Genomic DNA, 23,734 nt, shown 5'->3' with positions numbered 1-23,734 from the left:
TCTCCCCAGGCCTCAGCCCTTCTCGCCAATCTGCATGATCAGCGCCACGGCCTTGGAGATCACCGCATTGGAAATCTGGTTCATCGCCTGCTGGCTGTTGACCGCGTTCTGCAACGACAGGCCCGCCGCACTGCTGGCGACCTGATACAGCGACGCGATGGCCTGGGCCGGCGCCTCTGCCACCACCTTGACGTTGGTTTGGGTGACCGCGTCGGTGATCTGGCTGTTGACCTCTGTCATACATCTCTCCTTGATGGCATTCGCCCAGGGTTGGGCGTGGATAGTGGCGGCAGGACGCGCTCATACAACTAGAACGCCCCGCGCCGGGTTCTGTGAATCCAGCTCAGCGCAAGGCACTGCGCAGCAGTTGCACGCGCTTGCGCACCAGCGGCAACTTGACCTGCAACTCGGCGGCGATTTGCGGATATGGCAAGTCATCGACAAAACGCATCTCAAACAAGCGCTGCTGCATCATCGGCAACCGCGCCACCTGCGCCTTGACCCGCTCCAGGCGCTCGTAGCACTCCACCCGCTCCAGCACCGACGCGCAGGGCGCGGCGAGCGCGGCCAGGTGATCGTGCTCAAGGTCCACCGAATCATCAAACAGCCGCCCCTCGCGCTTGCTGCGCCGCAAGCTGTCGAGAAACACATGGTCGAGTACCAGAAACAGAAACCCCTCAGGGTCGCGAATACGCTCGGGCGAACGCCGAAAAAACAGCAGGGCCTTGATCGCCGTGGCCGACAACCACTCCTGGCCCTGATCCAGATTGCCCTTGGCCCGTCGCAGCGCACGCCGCTTGAGTTCACCCTGCACGGCGCGCCAACTCGCTTCGAACAAACGGTCATCGGCGGCCCATTGATCCTTGAACTGAACAGTCATCCCCATCGCCCGCACTCCTGTGCATCCTTGATGAAGGGCCAGTCTGCGAGGGCTCGACGGGGGTACGCTGTTACCTGGGGAACACTACGGCAACTAATTCAGCGCAAAAGCCTTGCGCCGCAACTGCTCGACATCGTTGATCACCATGCGCTCCAGATCGCCGCTGATCACCCCACTGCGGCGCCACACTTGCAGCTGCACATTAAGCTTGGGACGGCTGGTGTTCAGCATCGACGCCAACACCCCCTGGCTGGCGGGCAAAGACACACAGGGCATGGCCAGCGCCAGGTCGATCTCGCCCAGGTTGGCCAACAGAAACCGCGCCAACCGCGACTCCAGCCGATGCAGGCACACCAACTCCAACAACTCGATGGCGTGTAGCAAACGCAGCATCATCAGCATCAACAAACGCCGCAGAAACACCGGCTCCTCAAACAACACAGCAAAATGCCGGCTCCCCAACTGCAACAAACGCGTGGGCCCGCTGGCAAAGGTAGAAGACTCGCGCCCATGATCCTTGATCAACGCCGTCTCCCCCACCACTTGCCCGGCCCCAGTGCTGCCGATGATCTGCTCTCGACCATCCGGCCCATGCACCACCGAATAAATCCGGCCCTCCACCACCAGCGCAATGAATTCGAGGGTGTCGTCCTTGAAATACAACAGCTCACGATCATCCAGCGTGCGCTCCACCATATGGGTGGCAACGTAGCGCAAGAGGTGCTCCGGCATACCTCGAAACAAATCGGAGCGAGCCAGCAGGGTTTGTCTGAGCGGGAGATCGAGCATCACGGTTCCTTTGGAATGCATGCGTTCACCTGGGGAATTGCGGCGTGGAAGCGGGTTAAAGCCACAAGAGCAAAGCAAACAAAGGGACGCGCGGCGCGGGGAGTTGTGAATGAGGGTGGCGATTAGCCATTTTTTCGGAAATGGACGACAGGGAGCGGGGGAAACGCTGGAATGGACGCATCAGGTCGACATGGGTATGATGTCGCCCGCACAAGCATCCGTAGCTCAGCTGGATAGAGTACTGCCCTCCGAAGGCAGGGGTCGTGGGTTCGAATCCCGCCGGGTGCACCAGATATGAAATGAAAAAGCCTCAGGTCGGGAGATCTGGGGCTTTTTTGTTTTTTTGGGGGGAGGGAGGGAGTTGAGTTACGTTGGGGTTGGGGTTGGGGTTGGGGTTGGGAGTTACTCGACAGGGCTTTGGTTTGAGATGTGCGGGATTTCCGTCTTCTTTTTTTGTCGTGAAAATAAATCTGTCCCCTTATTCGGTCCCCTTATTCGAAAAAGAGCGCACTTGAGTGAGCGGTTTAAGGCGATTTAATCTGAAGCCGATGTAGCACTGGAAAAGGCGCAACAAGCCGAGCGCGACGCTGCAACGTCCTACGCCAAAAGCCTCGCCAGCGGAGATACCGAAGGGGAAAAATCGGCAAGCGGCGAAATCCAAAAGGCCGCTAAGCAACTGGCAACAACGGACGAGCAGGTCAGAAGGCAAGACCTGATCCTCGGTGCTCTGCAAGTCGAGCTCGATACGCTTGAGACTCAAATTACGAATGCCCGCCAACGTTGCGATGAAGCCAAGACCACAGCATTGAATGCCTTAGGATTTGCGTTGAGTGAAGAGTGGAACGCAGCTACTGAGCAACTGCTCGCTGTAGGCGCCCGGATACTTGCCGTCAGCTACCAAAAAGGCGGAATGGGGGACGCCTTGTCCGGACTTGATGTTCCGAGGTTTGGCCCTTTCCATTCGAAACTAGACCGCTCTGATATTGCTTCCAGCGCACGCCTAATTTCCTTGGAGGATCTACTAGCTGTATGACTCTGAAATAGCCCGCGGTAGCGGGCTATCTATTACATGGAACTTGATTTACAGAACATTTAAAAAGCAATTAGAGAACATGACAAAATCACTAATTAGCGAAGTATTACTATTTTTTTGACGATGACGGTCTATCCGAACTCAATGCATTGGTCGCCTTGGGCTTATAATTAGGCGAAAAAGCTGATTCGAAAATCCGCCCATAATAACTACGTACCAATAAAGGAGCTATCATCACCCCTGGAAGCAACATTGGGGATACAGCTGATGCTGATGCTGATGCTGATGCTGATGCTGATGCTGATGCTGTCGAAGGCTGGGGGGAATCTCTGAAAACCAAATGACCGCAAACAAAACCAGTCGTTAGTATCACCGCAATTATTATCCATACAATTGAATAACGCCAAGCCTGTCCCTTAAGGTATTCACGATTACGGATACGAATCGGGCTAAAAGCATGATCAATTTCAACAGATTGCAGCACCATATGGTAATTGAGTTTAAGAACCTGTTCTATTGTATCAACACCTTTATCGTATTGCCCGAGAGAGCTAAAGCATGAAAACACCACCCAAACTGTCATCAAGATGCTCAGTAGAACAACCACCCATATATAAACCGTAGAAAAAATAGCGCTAACATTTGTATCCTTCAATCCATTAACTACGACAACAGTTAAAATAAACGTCAGAAGAACAAACACACCATTCTTTAAAGAGTCAACCAACGACTCAACCAACGCTTGAGTCTTAGTTGTAGTATCCACCAACACATCAGCGACTTTACTTTTGACTTCAAGATAGCTTTCAATATTGCCCTTTAAATAAATTTGATAGTTCGAATGGATCGCACTAAATATCTCCGGGTGAAGTGCAACATCTTCCAACCTACCTACATATAAGGATAGGACGTTCCTAACTAAACCAATCTTATCTGAGCTGCCTCCAACTCCATAAGCCCAATCTGCAATCTTGTACAACGAATCTTTGACTGGGAGAATTTCATTTAAAAAAACCACACCAGCTATGTTTTTATAACCGCAAATTTTATAGCTAAACTCGCCACCAGAAGTCAATTCCGCACTATTTGATATAAATACTGCCGCCAAAAGCGAACAAGCCTTAGCGAAAAATAAATCAATCGCCGGCACTCCAGTTGACTTATCAAGCCTAAAGTCTTTAGGGATAAAATTTCCAGGTATTGTTTTATTGAAAGAATTATCCTTAAAAAGATCTAGAGTTGACTGCCTTTCCTCTGGTGACAGTTGAACCTTAATATCATCTGCCGCCTCTGGCGCAGCTGATCTAAAAACAATACTAGGAGTTGCGCAGGCACTAATTACTCCAGAAACCTCAAAAATAAGAGAATCAGTCATGCGAGACGCCAAGGCACTTAGCACATGCAATATCGGTTCTTGAGCGAGATAATTACCAAATGCGACTGGATTGTAAATCGACAATGTACCTTGACTTAAATTTTTACTAACAACCATTTCAAGTGAAAGATCGCATTCATCTTCATCATCCGAATCCAGAAATTCACACACTAAATTTCGAGTGGCAAGATCAAAATCACTTATACTTTTGGTTTCCCCCTCAAAACTTATCGCCAGAGAAAATCGATCACGATGAGAAATATTTGTTGACCACGATTCAAGCACACTTTCAATTTTTTGTTTACATTCGTTTGCCGCGCAGCGGACGGTCGTTCTTAAACGATATTGATCAAGCCGCTCCTCCTCTTGAGTAACGGTCATTTCAGAGATCGACTGCCGTAACATCACACAGCATTCCACGGTTTCGGTGTAAATTTGCTCGCAGAATTCGGAGCATCTATAATTATCACGGACTGTCCATCAGGCGTTTTTGACGACCAAATCTTATCACTAATATTCGCTATATCTTCATTATAAGACACACTAACCTCTTCTGAAACAGCTACCGTATGGCGACGATAGGGGACCGAAGCAGGAACCAATGTAAATTGTCCATCGAAATTTCGCTTCGCGGGAAGTTCTTTTAGCTTTTCAACTATACCAGGAAGCCCCAAACTGAGAGCTGGTTCAATTGGCGTATACTGCGCAAATGTCGCCGTAACAAAATCATCAAAATTAAGCACTCCTACTTGCTTAAAAGCATGCACAGTAGCATTTCTCAATATCGTATAATCCGCTGGCGAGACTGCTTTAACTTTCGCAACAACCCGCATAACTGCTTTAACAGCCTGTTCAGTATTAAAAGCATCTGTACGAAGCTGCTTAAGTTCTAAAACATCCTTCCACCAGTAGGTTGAAGGCTTCGAATTTGTGTCAAACACGAGTGCATTTTGTGCATTTCCGACATTATCAAAAGAAACCTTGCAAGCTTTATATATTTTATTAGACTCACCCAATCCGACTTTTGCTCGAAGATCAGTTTCGTCTAAAAATCTCTGGTGCTCCACTTTCACTCCGAGATAAGTGACAATTGCACCATCACGATATAGAAACTGAAGAAAGCTACCTTTTTTAATATGACCAGTACCAGCAGTGTTCAAGTGACCGTACCGCTCCTCGGTAGTTAACTCGACTCGCAACAAGCGCTCTGCCAACACTTTCGTCTGTGGGTTCACAGCTAGGTCCTGGCTACCATAAAAAGATTGAAGGGAGGTAGCAAATTCTGTGGTAGCGCTGGCGAGTGCGTAAGCACGATTTTGTGGGCGTCCGTTAATCTCGGTTAGCAACTCGTTCAAATAGAGCTCTAAGTCTTCGCGTTCAACGGGCATGGGAATTGCGGCACAGGTCTCGGTATCCATATCAAGATGATGCAGCGCTGTGCTTAAAATCCTGGCAGAAGCGTTAGGTACGATAATGTTCATTCACTTCCTTGTTCCTCTATCGAGCATACGGGGCTTTGTCTGCAGGATCGTACGCTTGTTACACACTCCTGACGACATTATTTTGCCATCACACCACCAGCAATCTACGCTTTGCATCCAAAATCAGCACCACCTTACATTTGTCGCCAGCCGGATCAAGCGGCGCGAACAAGCATAGCAACGACTATGCCTATCACAAGCTAATAAGATCTTTCAGAAAGCGGGACATTCCGTTATCAAAGCGACGTCCAAACCTATTAGCTGACCATCCGGAGTAAATGAGGTGCACTTCGTCACATGCACGAGTGAGAGCTACATAAAAGAGCCGCCGACTCTCCTGAAGCTCGTCGTCGGTTTCATTGCTCCAAGGGAACACACCTTCATCAAGGCCCAAAATAATTACTACTTTGTACTCACATCCTTTAGCTGAATGAAATGTGAGCAGATTAAGCTGATTTGGCGCGCCATCTCGACCTCCAAGCCTTACTAGGTCGAGCCCCACGAGCACACCGCCTGGACTTAGCGCTCGGGACATCGCATCCACTTGAATTCTTTGGTCGTTAAGGGTGCGGTTGGAGCTTAACAGTACGTCGAGCAATTCAGAACGCAGAGCAGCAAGAAACTCAGAAGCATCACCATTTCCTCGCCGATCCCACAAGAATCTGGCCAACATTCGCGCTTCATGATGACGCTCAGTGTCAGAAAGGCGCGCGCTATGAAATCTGCACCATCGGCCAATGAGCCCTCCTAACTTTGGCTGTGCCGCCGTCCAACCTCCTGAGCACCAAGCTGCACAGTCTTCTATCCAGCTGACAACTGCGCATTTTCGATATGGCGCCGCATTATCTATACGTATGAAATTTAAACCTACAGATTGTGCTGAGCCCGCCACGAGATCACCTATCTCTGCATTGCGATAAAGGACCGCGATATCACCCAACTGACGACCAGGTGTATTTGATAAAACATGAGGAATGAGATCTTCAACTGCATACCGAGCTTGATCCGCAATCCCAAGAGGCCTATGAATAATTTCTACCTGCGCAACTCGCGCGACATTAGATGACCGGTATCCACGCGCCTCCCCTAACGCTATTTCCGCAGCATCAATGATCTCGTTCGCGCACCTATAGTTTATGCTCAATCGAACGCATTGCACGTCTGGTCGGGCAGCCAACTCTAGTAAAAGACTGCTATCTGCCCCGTTGAACCCATACACCGATTGATCCGCATCTCCAACCGCAAATAAACGGACACCACCATTAAAAGCTAATCTCTGGACAATTTGATGCAGACCGACTCCCAAGTCCTGATACTCGTCGATTGCAAGCACAGGAAACTTCGCTCGTATAATTGGCAGCACCCAACTGTGTTGAGTTACGAGACGCTGACCGTATAAAACCAAATCTTCATAATCGATTAGCCCCCTTCTGTGCAACTCTCTTTCATACGCCTCTGCAAGTTCGGAAAGTTCTGGCTCGGATTGCCATTTTGGACTTTGGCGGTCGAAGCATGCCCGTCGGTGATTATCAACGTCATGCTGTCGATATGAGTTACGAGCACCATATAACTGAACAGAAACGGCTTCGAATACAGCACGATTTTGCTGGATAGTTGACACTTCTATTGGGTGTGGCAGTCCCAAATTCGCTAGCCGTGAATAGGGCACCAATAGGTGCCTGAGACAGAAACCATGTACAGTTCCAATAAATAATCTTGATGACTCTTTGATGCCAATCGCATCAAGACGTCTAACTAATTCCCTCGAGCATTCCTGACTGAACGTGATGCAAGCCACTCCTCTTGGAGCGCTGACATCTTCAGCTAATATACGTGCAAGCTTTAAAGCTAATGTTTTTGTTTTCCCACTGCCTGGGCCTGCTAGAACGATACAGTGCCCCGTGGACTCATAGGCTTGCCACTGCCCTAAGTTGTCGTGCAACTCTCGAGACATGGCTAAGTAACGCGAACTAGAATTATGCGAGCTCATCACGGATTCGCTCAATAGCACGTCGAATGTATGTTGGGCAAACTGCGGCCGTCACGTATGAAGCAAGAGCTTGGGCGAAGCGACCTTTGCCAATCCGCTCAATCAGTTCCAAAAGATAATTAACGTCTAGGGAGCCTGGATTAGCAATCCAACCATCAATGCGAGCAATGGTGGCTCGCTGAAGGTTCCTCTCAGATAAAAGTATCTCTTTCATAGCTGGGCCTAGGCCAGCAAGAAAGAGCTCCACCTCTAGGGTGTCATCATTAACAAAACATCCACATGTTTCGGCCTCCTCAAATACGTCAGCGTGTGACATAGTTGAAAAGTCTAAGTTCTCTGTGACAGAAAGAATCGACTCAATCCTTTTACGAGCTAGCGGCCGTTTTCCGGGTACAGGATCTAGATCCGTGATGATAACGTACGGTATCGATAGGCTATTTTCTGCTACCAATTTTATATATGGAGTGAAATTGGTACCGGATACAGAGCAAACTGAAACACCAAGCATATCAAGCTCAATGCCTAAAGCCGACGCAAAAGCTGGCAGGAGAAAACGCTCTGCATCACCTTCTACAAAAATGATTCCTTGGGCGAAGAAAAGCTCGCCTCGTGTAACGTCGATGTATCTTTGTAAGTCGTCTTTATCAGTCCTGCTCAGTGAGACTCTCGCCGTCGACGTTCCGACAGTGGCTTGTTGATTTTGATCATACCTCAGCAGGACGATCGACTTTATAGGTGCAACGCTAGCGATGTGAGGTGAGTGCGTAGTCAGAATCGTCGTGAGATCAGTTGGATTTTGATCTACCACTATTTCATTCGCAAGAAAGTAGCGGTAAACCAACCGCTGCACATGTGGATGGAGATGAGCCTCAGGCTCTTCAATAGCAAAGAAGGTATGGCTACGCTCACCTTCAGCTACCAGGCGATCTAACTCCAAGCTTTTTAGCGCGAGGAAAATCAGATTTGCGGTTCCAAGGCTCGCATCTCCAATACCTCTCACACCTTGGTCGATGAGAATACGCAGTCCACGAAGTAAAGTATCGACACCTGTCGGGGCCAAACCAAGTTTGATAGGCACCGTATGGCTTGATCCTACAATCTGAGTAAGCCTACCCCCGATACGTTCAGCAACCCTGACTACCTCATCTCGATCAGCTAGCTCAATCTGAGCCTCGGCTATCAACCCCTGAATTTCCTCTCTTGCATCATCGTCCAGTTCTGACGTGAGCTCCTCGATCATTGGTCGTAAGGGCGATCGGCGCCAAGTGGATAGGTCCTTCTCAGCGTCTCGAAGAGCGCCCTGAACGTCTAAGGGAATTTGACGACGCTGTGTCGAGGTAAACGTATTGTCCTCATCAGTTCCGCCGAAGATGACGAACTCATAATCAGCCAGAGACCTAGGAGGTAATTCTTCCAAGCTAGTTTTTGGTTGGAACCGATAAGTGAGGCGGGCTCTCAATGGAGGCCCAGGGGCAACAATGCAGTCAGCTAATGTAGCCACTAAATTCGGATTTTGGTCGAAGTCAGTCAACCAGACCGAGATCTCGACCGTTGCGCCAAGTTTTTCGTCACCTAACCCATCCCAGAAATGCTCAAGCCCCAATTGCCTATCCCGGTCGGACAGGCTGGGGTCTAGAACCAATTGTAAAGCTCGAATCAGGTTGCTCTTACCTACCTTATTCTCGCCAACCACAACAATGCTCTTGTCCGTACGGATATCAAGAAGCTTAAAAGTTGCGAAATTTTTGATTCTTATTCTACAAATTCGCATCACTGCTCCTTGCGTAAGAAAATCAGCGTCCCCGGAATTCTGTAACTGCCGACGCAGCTTTGAGCGTAGGCACTACTCCACACTAAAGCCTAAAATCCCGGATGTGTTACACGTGTTTTCCATTTTAGATACAGTGTAACGGTCGCTACTAAAGTGTGTAACGCCAATAAACCCTTTAAAATTCAATAACTTAATTTTATGCGTTACACCCGTTACCCCCGTTACACCGGTTCTGGATAAGAACTCCAGTAATTCCCCAATGCCCCGGATATACCTTACCTCCAGCGCAAAAGCGACTATCTCTCCTCTCCCTCTGTAGGGCCTGGCAGATTTCGCTAGCTCCACCTTCTCGGATCAGAAACCTGCGCTAAAGGAACCGTCTCAGGAAAAGGTGGTTAACAAATCCTCTGTGGGGGGCCCCTGGAGTATGGTTTGTGAAACGGGGTAGGAAACACGCGGGATCGTGTTAGCGAAATGGCGCCCAGCTTAGTGAACAGGTGAACCTGGAGAACTCCAGTTCACCTGTGCATGTGTCCTACCTTTTCAGCTGTCTGAGGGTACCGTTACCAATACGGTAACGATGCCCTTTTTTCTTCAAGATCCTTTCAATTTCAACGTTGAAATTTCAGTAAGCTGGTGCGGTTGCCGCTACCACGATCCCGCGGGTTTCATGCCCCGTACCTGAGCTAAAGCCTCAGGGTCCCCGGCGACTTCTAGCATCCCAGCACCGCTTTAGTTATCGTCTCGGCCCTCGATTGGTTCAAGGATGATAGGCATGTTCTGGAAACGCGATAGAACGGTTCGGGTAGAACTCACCACCCCGATCAACATAGTGCAGCCGCTAGCGGGACCACCTCCTCTCGACAAGGTCAGCACCATGCCTAATCAGGCGAAGAGGATCGATGCCGATCTGGTGTTTAAATTCGGGACATTCCTAATCGTGGTGTCGCAGGCAATTCTGATCGTCTGGGGTTACCTAGAGCTTGCGGCTTACTACGAGCAATTTGGTATAGGTACTAGCGAGCTTGAGCTTGGCACTCCTACGCTGCTGGTGTACGGCTACAGCTACACGTTCTCCGAGCTAATGGGCACTGTAGATAAGGTGCCGGTGCTCGGTGCGTACATCCCAGGGGCTGTATTTATTTGCATGGGTGCGGCTGTCACATTTCTCTTCTTTGCGATGCACGACGCCAGATCATTTGGGGGGATGGTCCAGAGAAGCGTGCTGGTAGGGCTCGTGCTTATGCTGATATTTATCGCTCCGACGGCAGCCGTTCGGAACGGCATCGAACGAGCAGGAAAAAGTTACGAAGCTGAAACAGGGGTGCAAGCAAGCTACGGACTATCAAGAGAGCACACCATTGTCACAGAGCAGAAAGAAACGCTAACCGGTAGGCTGATCGTGGCCGATACAAAGTCGACCTACCTCCAAATTAAAGATGCTGTCTACAAAATCGACAATGCCTCAAACCGCGTGGTGAGAAAAACGTTGCTCAAGCCTGAACTTGAAACACCTTCTAAAAAGGCCAATGGGGATGCTGGTCCGAGCGCCCCTAAACCTGCCTAGGAAACGGCATCCTGTATGCCTACGTGTATGCCTAACCGAATCATAACCAACAAGACCCAGTAGATACGGTGCTTTTACTGCTCAGTTCAAACGACGCCGGGGCACCAGATATGAAATGAAAAAGCCCCAGATCGTGAGATCTGGGGCTTTTTTGTGCGTGCTGATTCAGCGCTTCTGCAACACCTCCAACCGCGCCGGCAGATCCTCCTTCGGAAAGCGCTTATGCAGCGCCAACAGCTTTTCATCAGCCGCCTTGCTCTCCCCTGCCTCACGCAGCTTCACGATGGCCTGCAACTCCTGCTCCAAAGATGGCAATGCATTCGGCGCCGCCTTGCTGAGTCTTTCCGCTGGCGGGGCCGCCATTACGTCAGCGATTTCAGCCTGTGCAGGCGCACTTTCAACCCGTGGCGCCATCGCCATGCGGGCCATTGGCGCGGGGGCGGAAAACGCTTGCGGCACTGGGTGGGCGGCTTCTTCGTGGTGCAGCGCGGAGAATGTCGCGGTGGAGATCTCGGGCTGCGGCACGGGGGAGCGCATGACCACGCCGATCATCAGCGCCAAGCCGGCGACGGTGGCGAATGCCATCTGCCAGCGCGGGCGTTGGCAGGCTTGCAGCCAGCGCCGCCACAGGCTCGGCTGCGGCTGCGGGGCTTCGCGGCGGGCGGCGTTGAGGATGAAGGCGTCCAGTGACGCCGGCGGCTCGCCGCTGCTGTGTTGACGAAAGTGCTGGATCAGCCCGTCGTCGGTGTCTGGGTCGTGTCGGGAGTCGTTCATGCGGGTATCTCCTCGGCCAACAGGCGGCGCAGTTTCTGCTGGGCGTAGCGCAGGCGGCTTTTTACGGTTTCCAGCGGGGCGCCGGTGAGGGTGGCGATCTGCGGTACCTCGAGCTCGCCGTGCAGGCGCAGCAGGAAGACTTCGCGCTGGTCTTCGGGCAGGTCTTGCAGGGCGGCGTCGAGGCGCGCCTGGTCGCGGCTCAGGCTCAGTTGTTGCTCGGGGCCGGCGCTGCTGTCGGGTTGGGCGTGCAGTTGCTCATCGTAGCTGTCGTGCAGGGGGTTGTGGATGCCGTGCTTGCGCCAGTGGTCGATCAGGCGGTTGCGGGCGATCTGGAACAACCACGTACGAAAACTCGCCCGGCCCTGTGGCTGGGTGTTGCTGCGGATCAGGCTGAGCCAGGTGTCCTGGTAGATCTCTTCGGCCAGTTCGGCCTTGTTGCACAGGGACATGAGAAAGCGGTACAGGCCCTGGCGGTGGCGCGTATACAGGGCTTCGAATGCGCCAGCGTCACCGGTTCGGTAGCGGGCCAGCAGCGATTCGTCGCTGGGTGAATCGTCTGGAACGGCCATCTAATAGTGAACTCCTTCTTTCAGTCGAAGCTGATCTAACTGTGGGAGGGGGCTTGCCCTAATGCCAGTCAGTTAAGCGGTCATCGCCTTCTGTAGGAGCGAGCTTGCTCGCGAAAAACGTCAACGATAACGCGTCTTTGCTGAATGAGCGCGGCGCCTGTAAGTTTTTCGCGAGCAAGCTCGCTCCTACAAAAAAGCCTTAACTGACTGGCATTAGGGCTTGCCCTCGATAGCGGTGGGTCAGTATCAAATAGGCTGGCTGACACACCGCCATCGGGGCAAGCCCCCTCCCACATTTGATCTTCGCTGCTTTGAGCATTTCGTTCGGCATTAGGGCTTGCACCCTCCCCCATTTGGGCATTGTGATGAGCCCGATCAGGGTTTGAGGCTTCGGGCTAATTCGACCAGTTGTACAAATTCGTTGCGCAGGCCGAACGGGTCATCGCCGCGGGCCGAGCGTGCCAGTGTGGCGGTGTCTTGCAAACTCATGTTGCCAGTGTAGCGGCCATCGCCCTTGAGCTGTTGGGCGAACGCGGCAACGGCGGCCGAGAAGCGCAGGTCTTCGCTGGCTGGGATGGGTTGGTTGGCGATGGGGCGTTCGATCAATTGGCTGCTACCGCCCGCAGCAGGTTTGTAGCGCACCCGTAGCATCGCCAGCTCGTCGGATTTACCTTCAACAGCAGGCGCGGCGGCATAGCGCAACGGCTCCAACCAACCCTTCTCGCCCTTGGGCACGATTTCGTACAACGCGGTCACTGTATGCCCCGCGCCGATTTCGCCGGCATCGACCTTGTCGTTGTTGAAATCTTCACGCTTCAAGGCGCGATTTTCATAGCCCAGCAGTCGGTACTCACTGACCTGCGCGGGGTTGAATTCCACCTGCAATTTCACATCCCGGGCGACCACGGCCAGGGTCGAGCTGAGTTGCTCCACCAGCACCTTGCGCGCTTCACGCAGGTTGTCGATATAGGCGTAATTGCCATCGCCCGCATCGGCGAGTTGTTCCATCAGGTGTTCGTTGTAGTTACCCACACCAAAGCCCAGGGTGGTCAGGGACACACCGTTTTTACGCTGCTCGACCGCCATTTGCTTGAGGCTGTCGAAGTCGCTGATGCCCACGTTGAAGTCGCCGTCGGTGGCCAGCAGGATGCGGTTGATACCCTTGTCGATAAAACCCTCGCGGGCCATCTGATAGGCCAGCTCGATGCCGGAGGCGCCTGCGGTGGAGCCACCGGCGGTAAGTTGGTCGATGGCGTTGCGGATCGTGTTTTTGTTACGCCCGGAGGTGGGCTTGAGCACCACGCGGGATTCACCGGCATAGACCACCAATGACACACGGTCCTGATCGCGCAGTTGGTCCACCAGCAATTTCAACGTGCTTTTCACCAACGGCAAACCTTCGCGACGGTCCATGGAGCCGGACACGTCCACCAGGAACACCAGGTTGGCCGGCGCCAGGTCCGCCACGGCGCGGTCGGAGGCCTTGATGCCGATGCGCAACAATTTTGTGCGCGGGTTCCAGGGCGTGGCGGCGAGCTCAGTGGTGACGCCAAAGGGTGAACCATCGGTGGGCAGCGCGTAGGTGTAAGGGAAGTAATTGACCATTTCCTCCAATCTCACAGCGCCTTCGGGCGGCAGGCGACCTTGATTGAGGAAACGCCTGACGTTGGCGTAGCTGCCAGTGTCGACGTCGGCGCTGAAGGTGGAGACCGGGGTTTCGGCGACGCGATGCACCGGGTTGTCCGGCAGGTTGGCGTATTGCTCGCGAGGTTCGCTGCGGTAGTCCATCGTCGCCATTTCCCGCACCCTCATCGGTGCCGGCATCGCCATGCGTTTGACCCTAGTGCCCTGGGCCGGCGCGCTTTGCAGCTCGGCGACGGGCGCCGGTTCAACAGGCTTGGCAACATCCGGAGACGACGACAGCCCACACCCGGCCAGCGTCACCAGCAGGGTAACGGCGAAGCCTTGGGCAGCGGGACGCAGCAAAAGCAGAGAGCGGGACATGGGCTGAACCTCGTGAATGAATGATCCGTTCAACCGATCAGACGTAGCGCAGCCCCCCTCCGGGTTAAACGCGGATATTGCGCCGTCAGCTCGCTGCGTCACTTTTCGAGACATAACCAACTGAACCTGCCATTACCACCCACCACATATCGAGGGTCCGCCTCCCTATCAGAACCGTCTGTTTCTTGAGTGCTTTGGAGGCTTTTAAATCAGAGAAACCGCGATGAACTCCGTAAACAACACCCTCGCACACCGCTATCAGCCACCCTCATTCGCCGAACGGCCCAGCTATGCCGGGGCGGTTTCAGGTAAGCCGTCCTACACCACCGAGCAAGCGGCAAAGCAGATCACCCGAACGGGCTATCGCTGGAAAGAGCGCAACAAAGACGGCACCACACCTATCGGCTATCGTTTTTTCACACCCTCGCAAGCCACCTACAACACACCCGCCGGCGCTAACGAGTTCTCCCCGTCGCAAAAAGAGCAGGCCAGGCGCGCCATGCAGTCTTGGGCGGATGTCGCCAATATCACCTTCACTGAGAATGCACCCGAGGCCAAAGGGCAACTGTTACTGGGCAATGACCCGAACCAGACCGGCCATTCGGGCCGTGCGTCTTATCCAGGCATCTACAGCGATGGCACACAGGCCTGGTTCGCGTCCGATGGCATGAATCGCCCCTTCTCCCAGGGTAGTTTCAGCCGCTATCTGCTGGCCCATGAGATCGGCCATACCCTCGGGCTCATGCATCCCGGCAAATACAACAATGGCGGCAGCTACGCTGAAAACGCCGGCTATGCCGAGGACAATCGCGCCTACAGCCTGATGAGTTACTGGTGGGCTGGTCACCTGGGCCATGACCACAACAAGAACGGCCAAACCCACTATGCCAGCGCGCCGCTGATGGACGACATCACGGCCATCCAAAAGCTCTACGGTGCCAATTACAAAACCCGCGACACGGACACGGTGTACGGCTTCAACTCCAATACCGGGCGTGACTTCCTCAGCCTCAACTCAGCGGACGACGCGCCCGTGTTCAGCGTGTGGGATGGGGGCGGCAACGACACCCTGGATTTCTCGCGGTTTCATCAGGATCAGACCATCAACTTGAAGGCCGAACACTTCTCCGATGTCGGCGGCATGAAAGGCAACGTCTCCATTGCCAAAGGCGTGACCCTGGAAAATGCCATCGGCGGCACGGGCGCTGATCGACTTATCGGAAACCAGGCCGATAACCGCCTGACCGGTGGCCTGGGCCAGGACACCCTTACCGGTGGGTTGGGCAAGGATACCTTTGTGTATAACAACGCCAGCGAGTCGACCCAACAGCGCCCCGACCTGATCACCGATTTCACCAGCGGGCAGGACAAGATCGATGTGTCTGCCGCGCTGCAGGCCGCGGGTATCAATGGCCTGCAGTTTGTGCGCCGTTTCAGCGGCCGGCCGGGCGAGGCGTTGCTCGGTTATGACCCGAACACGCGCCAGCACAGCCTGGCCATTGACCTGAACGGCTCGGGCCAAGCCGGCCTGTATATCAAGAGCCAAGGGCCAATCAAGCCAGACGACGTGATCAGCCAAGCATCCCAGCCGAACCCTATGCCAACCCCACCCGCCCGGGTTACGCCTCAACCGCCAACCCCACGACCGCCGTCGCCAGCGGATGTCACACCGTACAAGCGCCACCCCACGCCAACAGCCGCGCCGCAACAGGCGCCGTTCTCCTTGCAGAACTACGCCAACGCATCCCTTAAGGGCACGCCGATGCATGCAGCGGCCAAGGCTGTGGGCAATATTCGCGAGGTAACAGTCACACGGGACTCATGGGGCTACGAACGCGTGCATACCCGCTCGTTGGGTACCGGCTCGCTGATCAACGATGGCAACAGCGTGCTGACCAACCAACATGTGCGCGACGCGCTGGCCAAGGGCAGCAAGCTCGAACTGTGGCTGGGGTATGAACAAGACAGCACCGGCCGGATGAAGGTAGAGCGCAAAGTGCCGCTGGACCCCAACCCGCTCAGTGGCGACGCGCGGTTGGACTACGCCGAGCTGCGTGTCGACTTGCCTGCCGGCGAGAAAAAAACCTTGGCCGAGCAGTTCCGGCCGCTCAAGTTGGCCTCCGGCCCCCAAGCATCGCCTGGGCAGAAAGTCTTTATGCCCAACCATGGGCAAGAGGCCCTCGGCATTTCATTTCTAAATGCCAAGGGCCAACCCACCACACTCAAGGGATACGACCAGGACAGCCGTAATCAGGGCACGGTCTACCATGATGCCTTCAAGAAGCCCGGCACCTCCGGCTCACCGCTGATCAGCGTTGATACGGGCGAGATCGTTGCCTTGCACAATGGCTCCATCGGCACCAGTGTGAACGGGCAGCGCGACTCTATGGGCACGGCCACCCGCATCGACTTGATCCAACAGCACCGTCGTCAGAGGTGACGCGGTTTACTGGTTGCCGCTGATCAGTCCGTGCCGTACTTCGGGTTACGCGGGCCGTACAGCAGCCCGGTGCGTTGCCCCGCCGACAGCAGGCGCGCACTGGTGATACCGGCAATCGGATGCGCCGCATCGGTAGAGCTGTTGATCACCTGCTTGACCGCTGCCGTGATCAGCATGCCCACCAGGCCGCCACCGTTGTTGTTGCCCTCTTCGCTCGACGCCCGCGCCGAACCGGTCCACAAGGTGGTGCCGGTGCGCAGGTCCACCAGTTTGGCCGAGGCCGTCACCGAGGTGTCGCTGGAGATCAGCATGTACTTGGTACCGTACTCACTGACGGTGATGTACAGCGCCGCGTCGGCACCGAAGATGTCATGCAGCTTGGCGGGCAGTACCGCCTGGATATCATTGGCGGTGGTCAGGCCGTTCTGGCGGAAGGTTTCGTCCACTAGGGCAATCGGCAGCACGTAGTAGCCGGCTTCGGCCAACGGGTAGGTGACTTGCGACACCAGGCTGTAGGACGCCTGCACTTCCGGCGACTCGTTGATCGGCGGCAGTACCAGGATCGACTTGGGCCGCGCCTGTTTGTACGCCGAGTAGTCGACCGTCTTGGGCGCCGCACAACCGCCGAGCAACGCCAGGGCCAGCAAGGCGCCGGTAAGTTTTAACAGGCTCATTTGGTGGCCACTCCGGCTTTGGCGTTTTTCAGCAGAAAGTCCATGTACGCAGCGGACTCAGGGAACAGGGCCTTTTCGGTGCGAAACTCCTGCACCATCTGGTCATCCTTGCCCATGTTCATGTACAGCATGCCCAGGTGCGCGTGGTAACCCGGTGGGGCCTTGCGGCCACTGGCGTTGATCTTCTGCAGGTCGCGCTCCAGTGCTTCCACCTGCGCTTCCTTGGGCTCGCCCTTGAAGTACTCGTAAACCTGCGGCTGGTAGCTTTCCCATTGATACAGGGGCTGGGGCGCCGTCTGGCACCCGGCTACCGTCGCGATTGCTGTCAGCATCAGCGCCAACTTAACTGCCTTGCTCATCCGTGTACTGCTCCTTGAGGTGTTGCTGATCAGTTACGCGGGTTCCAGGCGCCGGCGTTGATGCCGTCGACCAGGCGGTTGATCGCTTCGCGCATGGCCAGGTCGAGGACCTTGCCATTGAGGGTGGAGTCGTAGCTGGCGGTGCCGCCGAAGCCGACCACTTCACGGTTGGACAGTGCGTACTCACCCGCGCCCTGGGTGGAATACACCACTTCGGAGGTGTTGATGTTGACGATATTCAACGCGACTTTGGCGTAGGCCACTTGGGTCTTGCCACGGCCGAGGATGCCGAACAGCTGGCGGTCGCCGGTTTCTTTGCGGCCGAACTCGGTCACATCGCCGGTTACCACGTAGTCAGCGCCCTTGAGCTTCTGCGCGGTGCCTTTGATCTTGGCTTCCTGGGAGATCTCGCCCATGTTGTCGCGGTCCAGCACGCTGAAGCGGTTGGTCTGCTGCAAATGGGTGATGAGGATGGTCTTGGCCTGGCCGCCGAGACGGTCGACACCATCGGAGAAGATGCCGCGCATGTAGCTGGAGCGGTTGTCGAACTTGCCCACGGCAATCGGCACACGTACGCCGGAATAGGCCACGTGGGCGCTGGCGACTTGCTCCACCGGCATCGCGCGGTTGCTCTCGGTGGCGCAACCGGCCACGGTCAACAGCGCCGCGGCGGTGAGGCCCGACAGCAGGATTTTGGACAGTGTCTTCACAGGGTGCTCCTTGGGTGAGGAAAACAGCGTTGCTGGGTTTTCCAAGGAGTTAGGCAGCCTGACAATACGCTGGCCTGAATTCTTCCCTGAAAGACTGTGATGCAACGGCTGCGGCATTTTACGGGGTTGAGAGCGGTTCTCAAGATGTTTCGGCCCGAGTAGTGAAATCCAACACAAACCCAATGTGGGAGGGGGCTTGCTCCCGATGGCGGTGAGTCAGTCAACATATCCATTGGCTGGACTACCGCTATCGGGAGCAAGCCCCCTCCCACACTGGTATCAGAGCGTCGCGCCCTACGTAAGCGGGCCGAGCCAGCGCAAGTTGCCCCGACCCGAACGCTGCGGATTCACACAAACCCAATGTGGGAGGGGGCTTGCCCCCGATGGTGGCGAGTCAGTCAACATATCCATTGGCTGGTCCACCGCTATCGGGAGCAAGCCCCCTCCCACACTGGTATCAGAGCGTCACGCCCTACGTAGGCGGGCTGAGCCAGCGCAAGTTGCCCCGTTCCGAACGCTGCGGATTCACACAAATCTAATGTGGGAGGGGGCTTGCCCCCGATGGCGGTGAGTCAGTCAACCCATCAATGACTGGACTACCGCTATCGGGGCAGCCCTCACGAGTATCAGAACACGTCGCTCAACGTATGCGTGAGCCAGCGCAAGGTGCCCCGACCCGAAACGCGGATTCACTGGGAGGGCTTGCTCCACGATGGCGGTGAGTCAGTCAACATATCCATTGGCTGGACCACCGCTATCGGGAGCAAGCCCCTCCCACACTGGTATCAGAACGTCACGCCCTACGTAAGCGGGCTAAGCCGGCGCAAGTTGCCCCGACCCGAACGCTGCGGATTCACACAAACCCAATGTGGGAGGGGGCTTGAACTGGTCAAGTAATCTTGGACACTGATTAAGGTTCACGCCGCCAACCTTTCCTTCGAGACCGGCGACCGGTAGTCGTTGTAGCTATGAGGTCTGCTGATGTTGTAGCGCGAGACATAGCGCTGCACGTCTGCTCGGGCCTCATGTTCGAGTTTGTAACCCGCTTCAGGCACCCACTCCGACTTCAAACTGCCAAAGAAACGCTCCGTGGAGCGTTGTCCCAGCACTCGCCTTTACGACTCATGCTTTGCCTAAATCCATGTTTCAGCAGCAAATTTCTGAATTTATGACTGGTGTACTGACAACCTTGGTCAGAATGAAACAACACATCCTGAGGATGGCCACGTAGCTCCACTGCCATGCCTAGTGCTTCGCAGGTCAGGATTGGCATCGGAAATCATCGAGAACGACCAGCTACGATCCTGCGAGCGTAGATCAAATGGCTGCGAAGTACATCCACCGCTTGCCGACCTTGATGTAAGTCACGTCGCCACACCACACCTGATTAACCGCCGTCGTCAAATTTCCTTGAGCATGTGCGGCGCTGCAAAACCTCCGCCGGCGACTTGTACTTATGGCGCCTGCGCTGACGACTAGCGATGCCAGCTTCACGCATCAAACTACGAGCCATGTAACACGTCCGGCCACGATGCCCTTTGACGGCTCGCTGAGACAAAGTACGTGCGCCGGCCGACTCCTGGACGCCTTGTGGTGCCTGACCAGCGCGGCTTTGAGCTTGTCCCGTTCGGGATTTGCTCTGCCTTGCGCTGGCGCCAGGCGTAAGCTACTGCCGGGTTGATCCCAAACACCCGACAACACCTTTTAACGCCGTACTGCTCATTAAGCTCATCGATCAGCGTGAATGATCTTTGGCGTCCAAAGCAGGAAGAGCACTGGCGCTTTTAGGATTTCGATATCGGAATAACTCTCTCTAGCAGAGCTTTGAGCCTCTGGATTTCTCGTTGATCAGCGGTAATCGCCTTGGCCCCTACCGGAGTCGAGCCCAAGCGTTCTTTTTGCACTTGATCGATCCAGCGGCGTAGGGCTGTGGGGCCGATATCCAGGCTGGCACAGACCTCAGTAACCGGCTGGCCTTCATCCAGCACCATGCTGGCAGCCTTGAGCTTGAACTCACTCGAATAAGATTTACGCATATCCAAACACCTCATATTTGGGCGCTATCATAGCGCCCGATTGAAGTGTCCAAAATCATTAGGCCAGTTCAGCTTGCTCCCGATGGCGGTGAGTCAGTCAACATATCCATTGGCTGGTCCACCGCTATCGGGAGCAAGCCCCCTCCCACACTGGTATCAGAGCGTCGCGCCCTACGTAAGCGGGCTGAGCCAGCGCAAGTTGCCCCGACCCGAACGCTGCGGATTCACACAAACCCAATGTGGGAGGGGGCTTGCCCCCGATGGCGGTGAGTCAGTCATCCATCACTGACTGGACTACCGCTATCGGGGGCAAGCCCCCTGCCACACTGGTATCAGAAGCATCACGCTCTACGTAAGCAGGTTGAGACAGTGCAAGCTGCCCCGGCCCCGCTGCTTCGGATTCACGCAAACCCAATGTGGGAGGGGGCTTGCCCCCGATGGCGGTGAGTCAGTCAACCCATCACTGACTGGTCTACCGCTATCGGGAGCAAGCCCCCTCCCACACTTTGTTTTGCGGTGTTGCTTAGAAGGCGTAGCGCGCCTTGAGCATCACGCCGTCCGCATCGAAACCGCTACGCGCCTGGCGGGTGTAGCTGGCGCCGACGGTGAAGTCCGACACCTTGTAATTCACACCCACACTGGCTTCGTAGCTGTCACGCGCCACCGACGCACCGGTGACGGTAAACGCCGAACCACCAGCCACGAAGTTGGAGGTTTGCGCCACGCGGTCACCCATCAGGTCGTGATAGGCCATCAAGGTCGCTTCCGGTTGCAGCGTACCGGCGCTCAGCGGCAGGTTGGCTGCCAAACGCACACCGGCACCCAACTCACCCACTTCATAACGCTGCGAAGCCGTGCTCAAGGCCGCCGACGAACCTTTCTCGGTAAACCCATCCATGCGCACGTTGGCATAACGTGCAGCCACCCGCGGCTCGATCACCACCGCCTGGGTCGGTTTGAAGCTGTAGCCGCCGATCACGCTGGCCGACAACACATTGCTGTCGTAGCTGCCCTTGGCCGTGGTGCCCGCGACGTGGCGCTTGCTGTCGTTCTCGTTATGGCCGTAGCTGAGGCTGCCATCGACGAACCAGTTCTGCAGCGCCCAGTTGCCGTACAGCGACAACGCGTGGCCTTCGACGTCGGTCTTGTTGCCCAGGTCCGAATGGATATTCGAATTCAGGTAGCTGTAGGCCACGCCCAGGGTGGTGGTGTCGTTCAAGCGACCGTCCACACCCACCGCCATGCCGCTGCTGTTGGCCGAGTAACCGTTGTTGCCGCCACGGCCGTCCTGGTCCATGTTGCTGCTCAGGCCCTGCACCCACACACCGCCGACCTGATGGCTTTCCCGCTGGTCGGTGAGGCGGTTGAAGATCGCACCGTTGACCACGGTTTGCCCAGACAGGGCCACGTCGAGGGCGCCACGGTTGACGTCGGGCGTGAGCTGGTCGGCGAGCTGCGCCAGTTGTTGTGCAGTCCCGGCGTTGGCCAGGCTCTGGAACACCGGGTCGTTCTGGTTGAGTTGACCGAGCACATCGTTTTTCAACACGTTGACCGCGGTTGCAGCCGACGCACCCGCACTCACACCCGCCAACTCCTGTTGCACCTGCTGATCGCTTTTCACCGCCACCACGGCCTTGACCGTCTGCGCATCGGCCGAGTAGCTGAGCACGTTCAGCAACGACGACGCGCTGGCGACGGCCACACCGTTGTTCTGCACGCTGGTGGCTTGCAGCAAGGTGTATTGCGTGCCGGCTTTAGGCGCCGCGAAGTCGCCCGGGTTGGCGCTGACCGTCAGCTTGGAAGCCTGAGCCAGGTTGGCCGTGCCATTAACGGTGAGGTACGGCGTGGTCGGCACCACACTGTCGGCCAGGTGCATATCAATGCCAGCGCCGCTGGCCACATTGAGATCGCCGGTGATGGCGGTGCCAGGCGCGGAGAGGTTCAGCGAACCCGAGTTGACCGACACCGGGGCGATGATACGGCTACCGCTGAAACCTGCCTGACCGCCGATGTTGACGGCGCTGAGGTTGAGCAGGTCGCCGGTGATTTTGCCGCCGGTCCAGTTCAGGCTGGCAAGGTTGTTGGCGTCGACGGCGATGCCGCTGTTGCTGCGGATTTCGCCGGCTTGCTGGTTGATTTCAAAGCTCGCAACCTGCTCGGCCGTATCCACATGGATCGCAGTGCCGTCCGCCGCGATGAGGCCGCGGTTGACGATGCCGCGTGCGCCCGTGGCGCTGTTCTGCGCAAAGCTGGCGCCGGAAAGATCGAAGGCATTGGCAGACGCGCCCTTGGCTTCAATGGTGCCGGTGTTGAGGATGTAATCAAAGGTGCCGCCGTAGAGAAACAGCCCTTTGGCCTCATCGCCATTGGCGGAAATCAGGCCACTGTTTTCAATACGCAGGGGGCTGGTGTCGGTTTCCACTTCCACACCCCAAGCGCCTTCGCCTGTGGCGGTAATCGAGCCCGAGTTGAGGATTTTGCCGCCGATGGTGGTCGGCGTGTCGCCGTTGACGTCAAGGATCAACCCAATCGCGCCCGGGCCGGCCATGTCGATCACACCGGTGTTGGATACGTCACCCGCAATGGTGGTGCCGTGCAGGTAAATGCCTTCACCGCCGCCCAGGTAGCCGGGCGTCGTCACGGTACCCACCGGAGGCGTGGAGCGAATGGTGCCTGAGTTGATAAGGCTGCCACCAATGGTGGTGGGGCCAATCTCAAGCCCTTCATAGGCGCCGTTGCGCATCAGCACGTTGCCGGCCTGAACCACATCCCCGGTGACAGTGCTCGGGGCCAAACCGCTCGGGCCGGTCCAGAACATCGGGTCGATGGCGATCGCACGGATGGTGCGGCCTTGCGAGTCCAGCGTGATGTCTGCGCGATTGATCAGCGAACCTTGAATTTGGGTATTGGCAAATCCCAGGCCTGCGGGGTCGGCGGTATTGGTGTCGACCACGCGGGAAAACTGACCGGTGATGGTCACCGGCTCATTGAACGACTCACTGGCCCAAATATTCTTACCCTGCCCCAGGTCGAATTCGACCGCCAGCACCTGCGTGCTGATGGCGCCGACCATGATTGCCAACAGGCTTTTCTGGAACTGCTTACGCTTCATTTCAAACTCCATGAACTACAGTCAAAGCCGCCAATACGCCCGGCGGTAGTAGGTGTGCTGTGCGAAAGGATCAATCGATCCGAAGGAGGCCCCCCGGGCGCCCCTGCAAATTCCGGGCGCGAGCCAATGCACCGCGAGCGGTGGCAGAAAGGGGGCCGTAAAGGGGAGAG

Annotated in this window: 19 protein-coding genes and 1 tRNA gene; 3 read left to right on the top strand and 17 right to left on the bottom strand. The window is 55.6% G+C overall.

Going from position 1 to position 23,734, the window contains the following annotated elements:
- Nucleotides 1-12: 12 nt before the first annotated feature.
- From KVH01_RS08240 to KVH01_RS08230, 3 genes are all read right to left on the bottom strand, one after another.
- Nucleotides 13-240 carry a RebB family R body protein gene (locus tag KVH01_RS08240; RefSeq protein WP_003187543.1) on the bottom strand — a complete coding sequence of 76 codons (228 nt, stop codon included), beginning with the start codon at nucleotides 238-240 and terminating at the stop codon, nucleotides 13-15.
- A gap of 103 nt (nucleotides 241-343) precedes the next feature.
- A complete protein-coding gene (locus KVH01_RS08235; protein WP_043049132.1) occupies nucleotides 344-886 on the bottom strand; it encodes an RNA polymerase sigma factor in 543 nt (180 codons plus the stop codon).
- An 87-nt stretch (nucleotides 887-973) separates the two neighbouring features.
- Nucleotides 974-1,690 carry a Crp/Fnr family transcriptional regulator gene (locus tag KVH01_RS08230; RefSeq protein WP_217881081.1) on the bottom strand — a complete coding sequence of 239 codons (717 nt, stop codon included), beginning with the start codon at nucleotides 1,688-1,690 and terminating at the stop codon, nucleotides 974-976.
- Between the two features lie 193 nt (nucleotides 1,691-1,883).
- Here KVH01_RS08230 and KVH01_RS08225 point away from each other — a divergent pair.
- Nucleotides 1,884-1,960: transfer RNA gene (locus tag KVH01_RS08225), tRNA-Arg, on the top strand.
- Nucleotides 1,961-2,811: 851 nt separating this feature from the next.
- Here KVH01_RS08225 and KVH01_RS08220 read toward each other — a convergent pair.
- The 4 genes from KVH01_RS08220 to KVH01_RS08205 all read right to left on the bottom strand — a co-directional run bounded on the left by KVH01_RS08220 (nucleotide 2,812) and on the right by KVH01_RS08205 (nucleotide 9,319).
- A complete protein-coding gene (locus tag KVH01_RS08220; RefSeq protein WP_217881079.1) occupies nucleotides 2,812-4,458 on the bottom strand; it encodes a hypothetical protein in 1,647 nt (548 codons plus the stop codon).
- Between the two features lie 23 nt (nucleotides 4,459-4,481).
- Nucleotides 4,482-5,558 carry a nucleoid-associated protein gene (locus KVH01_RS08215; RefSeq protein ID WP_217881078.1) on the bottom strand — a complete coding sequence of 359 codons (1,077 nt, stop codon included), beginning with the start codon at nucleotides 5,556-5,558 and terminating at the stop codon, nucleotides 4,482-4,484.
- 193 nt (nucleotides 5,559-5,751) lie between these two features.
- Nucleotides 5,752-7,548, bottom strand: a complete 1,797-nt coding sequence (locus tag KVH01_RS08210) for an ATP-dependent helicase (protein WP_217881077.1) — start codon at nucleotides 7,546-7,548, stop codon at nucleotides 5,752-5,754.
- Nucleotides 7,535-9,319 (bottom strand): ATP-dependent nuclease, encoded by a 1,785-nt coding sequence (locus tag KVH01_RS08205; RefSeq protein ID WP_217881075.1) that lies wholly within the window; start codon nucleotides 9,317-9,319, stop codon nucleotides 7,535-7,537. Before KVH01_RS08205 ends, KVH01_RS08210 begins: the two co-directional genes overlap by 14 nt.
- 775 nt (nucleotides 9,320-10,094) lie before the next feature.
- Here KVH01_RS08205 and KVH01_RS08200 point away from each other — a divergent pair.
- Nucleotides 10,095-10,886, top strand: coding sequence for a hypothetical protein (locus tag KVH01_RS08200; RefSeq protein ID WP_217881074.1), 792 nt, complete (start codon nucleotides 10,095-10,097; stop codon nucleotides 10,884-10,886).
- Between the two features lie 165 nt (nucleotides 10,887-11,051).
- Here KVH01_RS08200 and KVH01_RS08195 read toward each other — a convergent pair whose 3' ends face one another.
- The 3 genes from KVH01_RS08195 to KVH01_RS08185 all read right to left on the bottom strand — a co-directional run bounded on the left by KVH01_RS08195 (nucleotide 11,052) and on the right by KVH01_RS08185 (nucleotide 14,233).
- A complete protein-coding gene (locus KVH01_RS08195) occupies nucleotides 11,052-11,660 on the bottom strand; it encodes a hypothetical protein (RefSeq protein WP_217881072.1) in 609 nt (202 codons plus the stop codon).
- Complete coding sequence (locus KVH01_RS08190) at nucleotides 11,657-12,229, bottom strand: RNA polymerase sigma factor (RefSeq protein WP_046070348.1); 573 nt, start codon at nucleotides 12,227-12,229, stop codon at nucleotides 11,657-11,659. Before KVH01_RS08190 ends, KVH01_RS08195 begins: the two co-directional genes overlap by 4 nt.
- Before the next feature lie 375 nt (nucleotides 12,230-12,604).
- On the bottom strand, nucleotides 12,605-14,233 hold the full coding sequence (locus KVH01_RS08185; protein ID WP_217881070.1) for a vWA domain-containing protein: 1,629 nt from the start codon (nucleotides 14,231-14,233) through the stop codon (nucleotides 12,605-12,607).
- A 223-nt stretch (nucleotides 14,234-14,456) separates the two neighbouring features.
- On the opposite strand from KVH01_RS08185, the gene KVH01_RS08180 reads away from it, so the two are divergent.
- Nucleotides 14,457-16,673 (top strand): M10 family metallopeptidase C-terminal domain-containing protein, encoded by a 2,217-nt coding sequence (locus KVH01_RS08180; RefSeq protein WP_217881059.1) that lies wholly within the window; start codon nucleotides 14,457-14,459, stop codon nucleotides 16,671-16,673.
- Between the two features lie 23 nt (nucleotides 16,674-16,696).
- On the opposite strand, the gene KVH01_RS08175 is transcribed toward KVH01_RS08180, so the two are convergent.
- The 7 genes from KVH01_RS08175 to KVH01_RS08155 form a co-directional block, all read right to left on the bottom strand.
- Complete coding sequence (locus tag KVH01_RS08175; protein ID WP_217881058.1) at nucleotides 16,697-17,347, bottom strand: DUF799 domain-containing protein; 651 nt, start codon at nucleotides 17,345-17,347, stop codon at nucleotides 16,697-16,699.
- Complete coding sequence (locus KVH01_RS08170) at nucleotides 17,344-17,706, bottom strand: DUF4810 domain-containing protein (protein ID WP_046070345.1); 363 nt, start codon at nucleotides 17,704-17,706, stop codon at nucleotides 17,344-17,346. Before KVH01_RS08170 ends, KVH01_RS08175 begins: the two co-directional genes overlap by 4 nt.
- 29 nt (nucleotides 17,707-17,735) lie before the next feature.
- Nucleotides 17,736-18,416 carry a CsgG/HfaB family protein gene (locus tag KVH01_RS08165; protein WP_057025555.1) on the bottom strand — a complete coding sequence of 227 codons (681 nt, stop codon included), beginning with the start codon at nucleotides 18,414-18,416 and terminating at the stop codon, nucleotides 17,736-17,738.
- A 917-nt stretch (nucleotides 18,417-19,333) separates the two neighbouring features.
- Entirely contained in the window at nucleotides 19,334-19,525 is a 192-nt protein-coding gene (locus KVH01_RS29775; RefSeq protein ID WP_318836568.1) for an integrase core domain-containing protein, read from the bottom strand.
- Nucleotides 19,483-19,659 carry a DDE-type integrase/transposase/recombinase gene (locus tag KVH01_RS29770; RefSeq protein ID WP_264083582.1) on the bottom strand — a complete coding sequence of 59 codons (177 nt, stop codon included), beginning with the start codon at nucleotides 19,657-19,659 and terminating at the stop codon, nucleotides 19,483-19,485. Before KVH01_RS29770 ends, KVH01_RS29775 begins: the two co-directional genes overlap by 43 nt.
- Nucleotides 19,660-20,200: 541 nt before the next feature.
- Nucleotides 20,201-20,452: a transposase gene (locus KVH01_RS29765; protein ID WP_225924110.1), complete on the bottom strand. Its 252-nt coding sequence runs from the start codon at nucleotides 20,450-20,452 to the stop codon at nucleotides 20,201-20,203.
- A gap of 523 nt (nucleotides 20,453-20,975) precedes the next feature.
- Nucleotides 20,976-23,564 carry an autotransporter family protein gene (locus KVH01_RS08155; protein WP_217881048.1) on the bottom strand — a complete coding sequence of 863 codons (2,589 nt, stop codon included), beginning with the start codon at nucleotides 23,562-23,564 and terminating at the stop codon, nucleotides 20,976-20,978.
- Between the last annotated feature and the right edge of the window lie 170 nt (nucleotides 23,565-23,734).

This window comes from Pseudomonas khavaziana (genome assembly GCF_019145205.1).
Lineage (GTDB): Bacteria > Pseudomonadota > Gammaproteobacteria > Pseudomonadales > Pseudomonadaceae > Aquipseudomonas > Aquipseudomonas khavaziana.
Note: the sequence above shows the minus strand (reverse complement) of the source record. Positions and strands in the feature narration are given on the sequence as shown.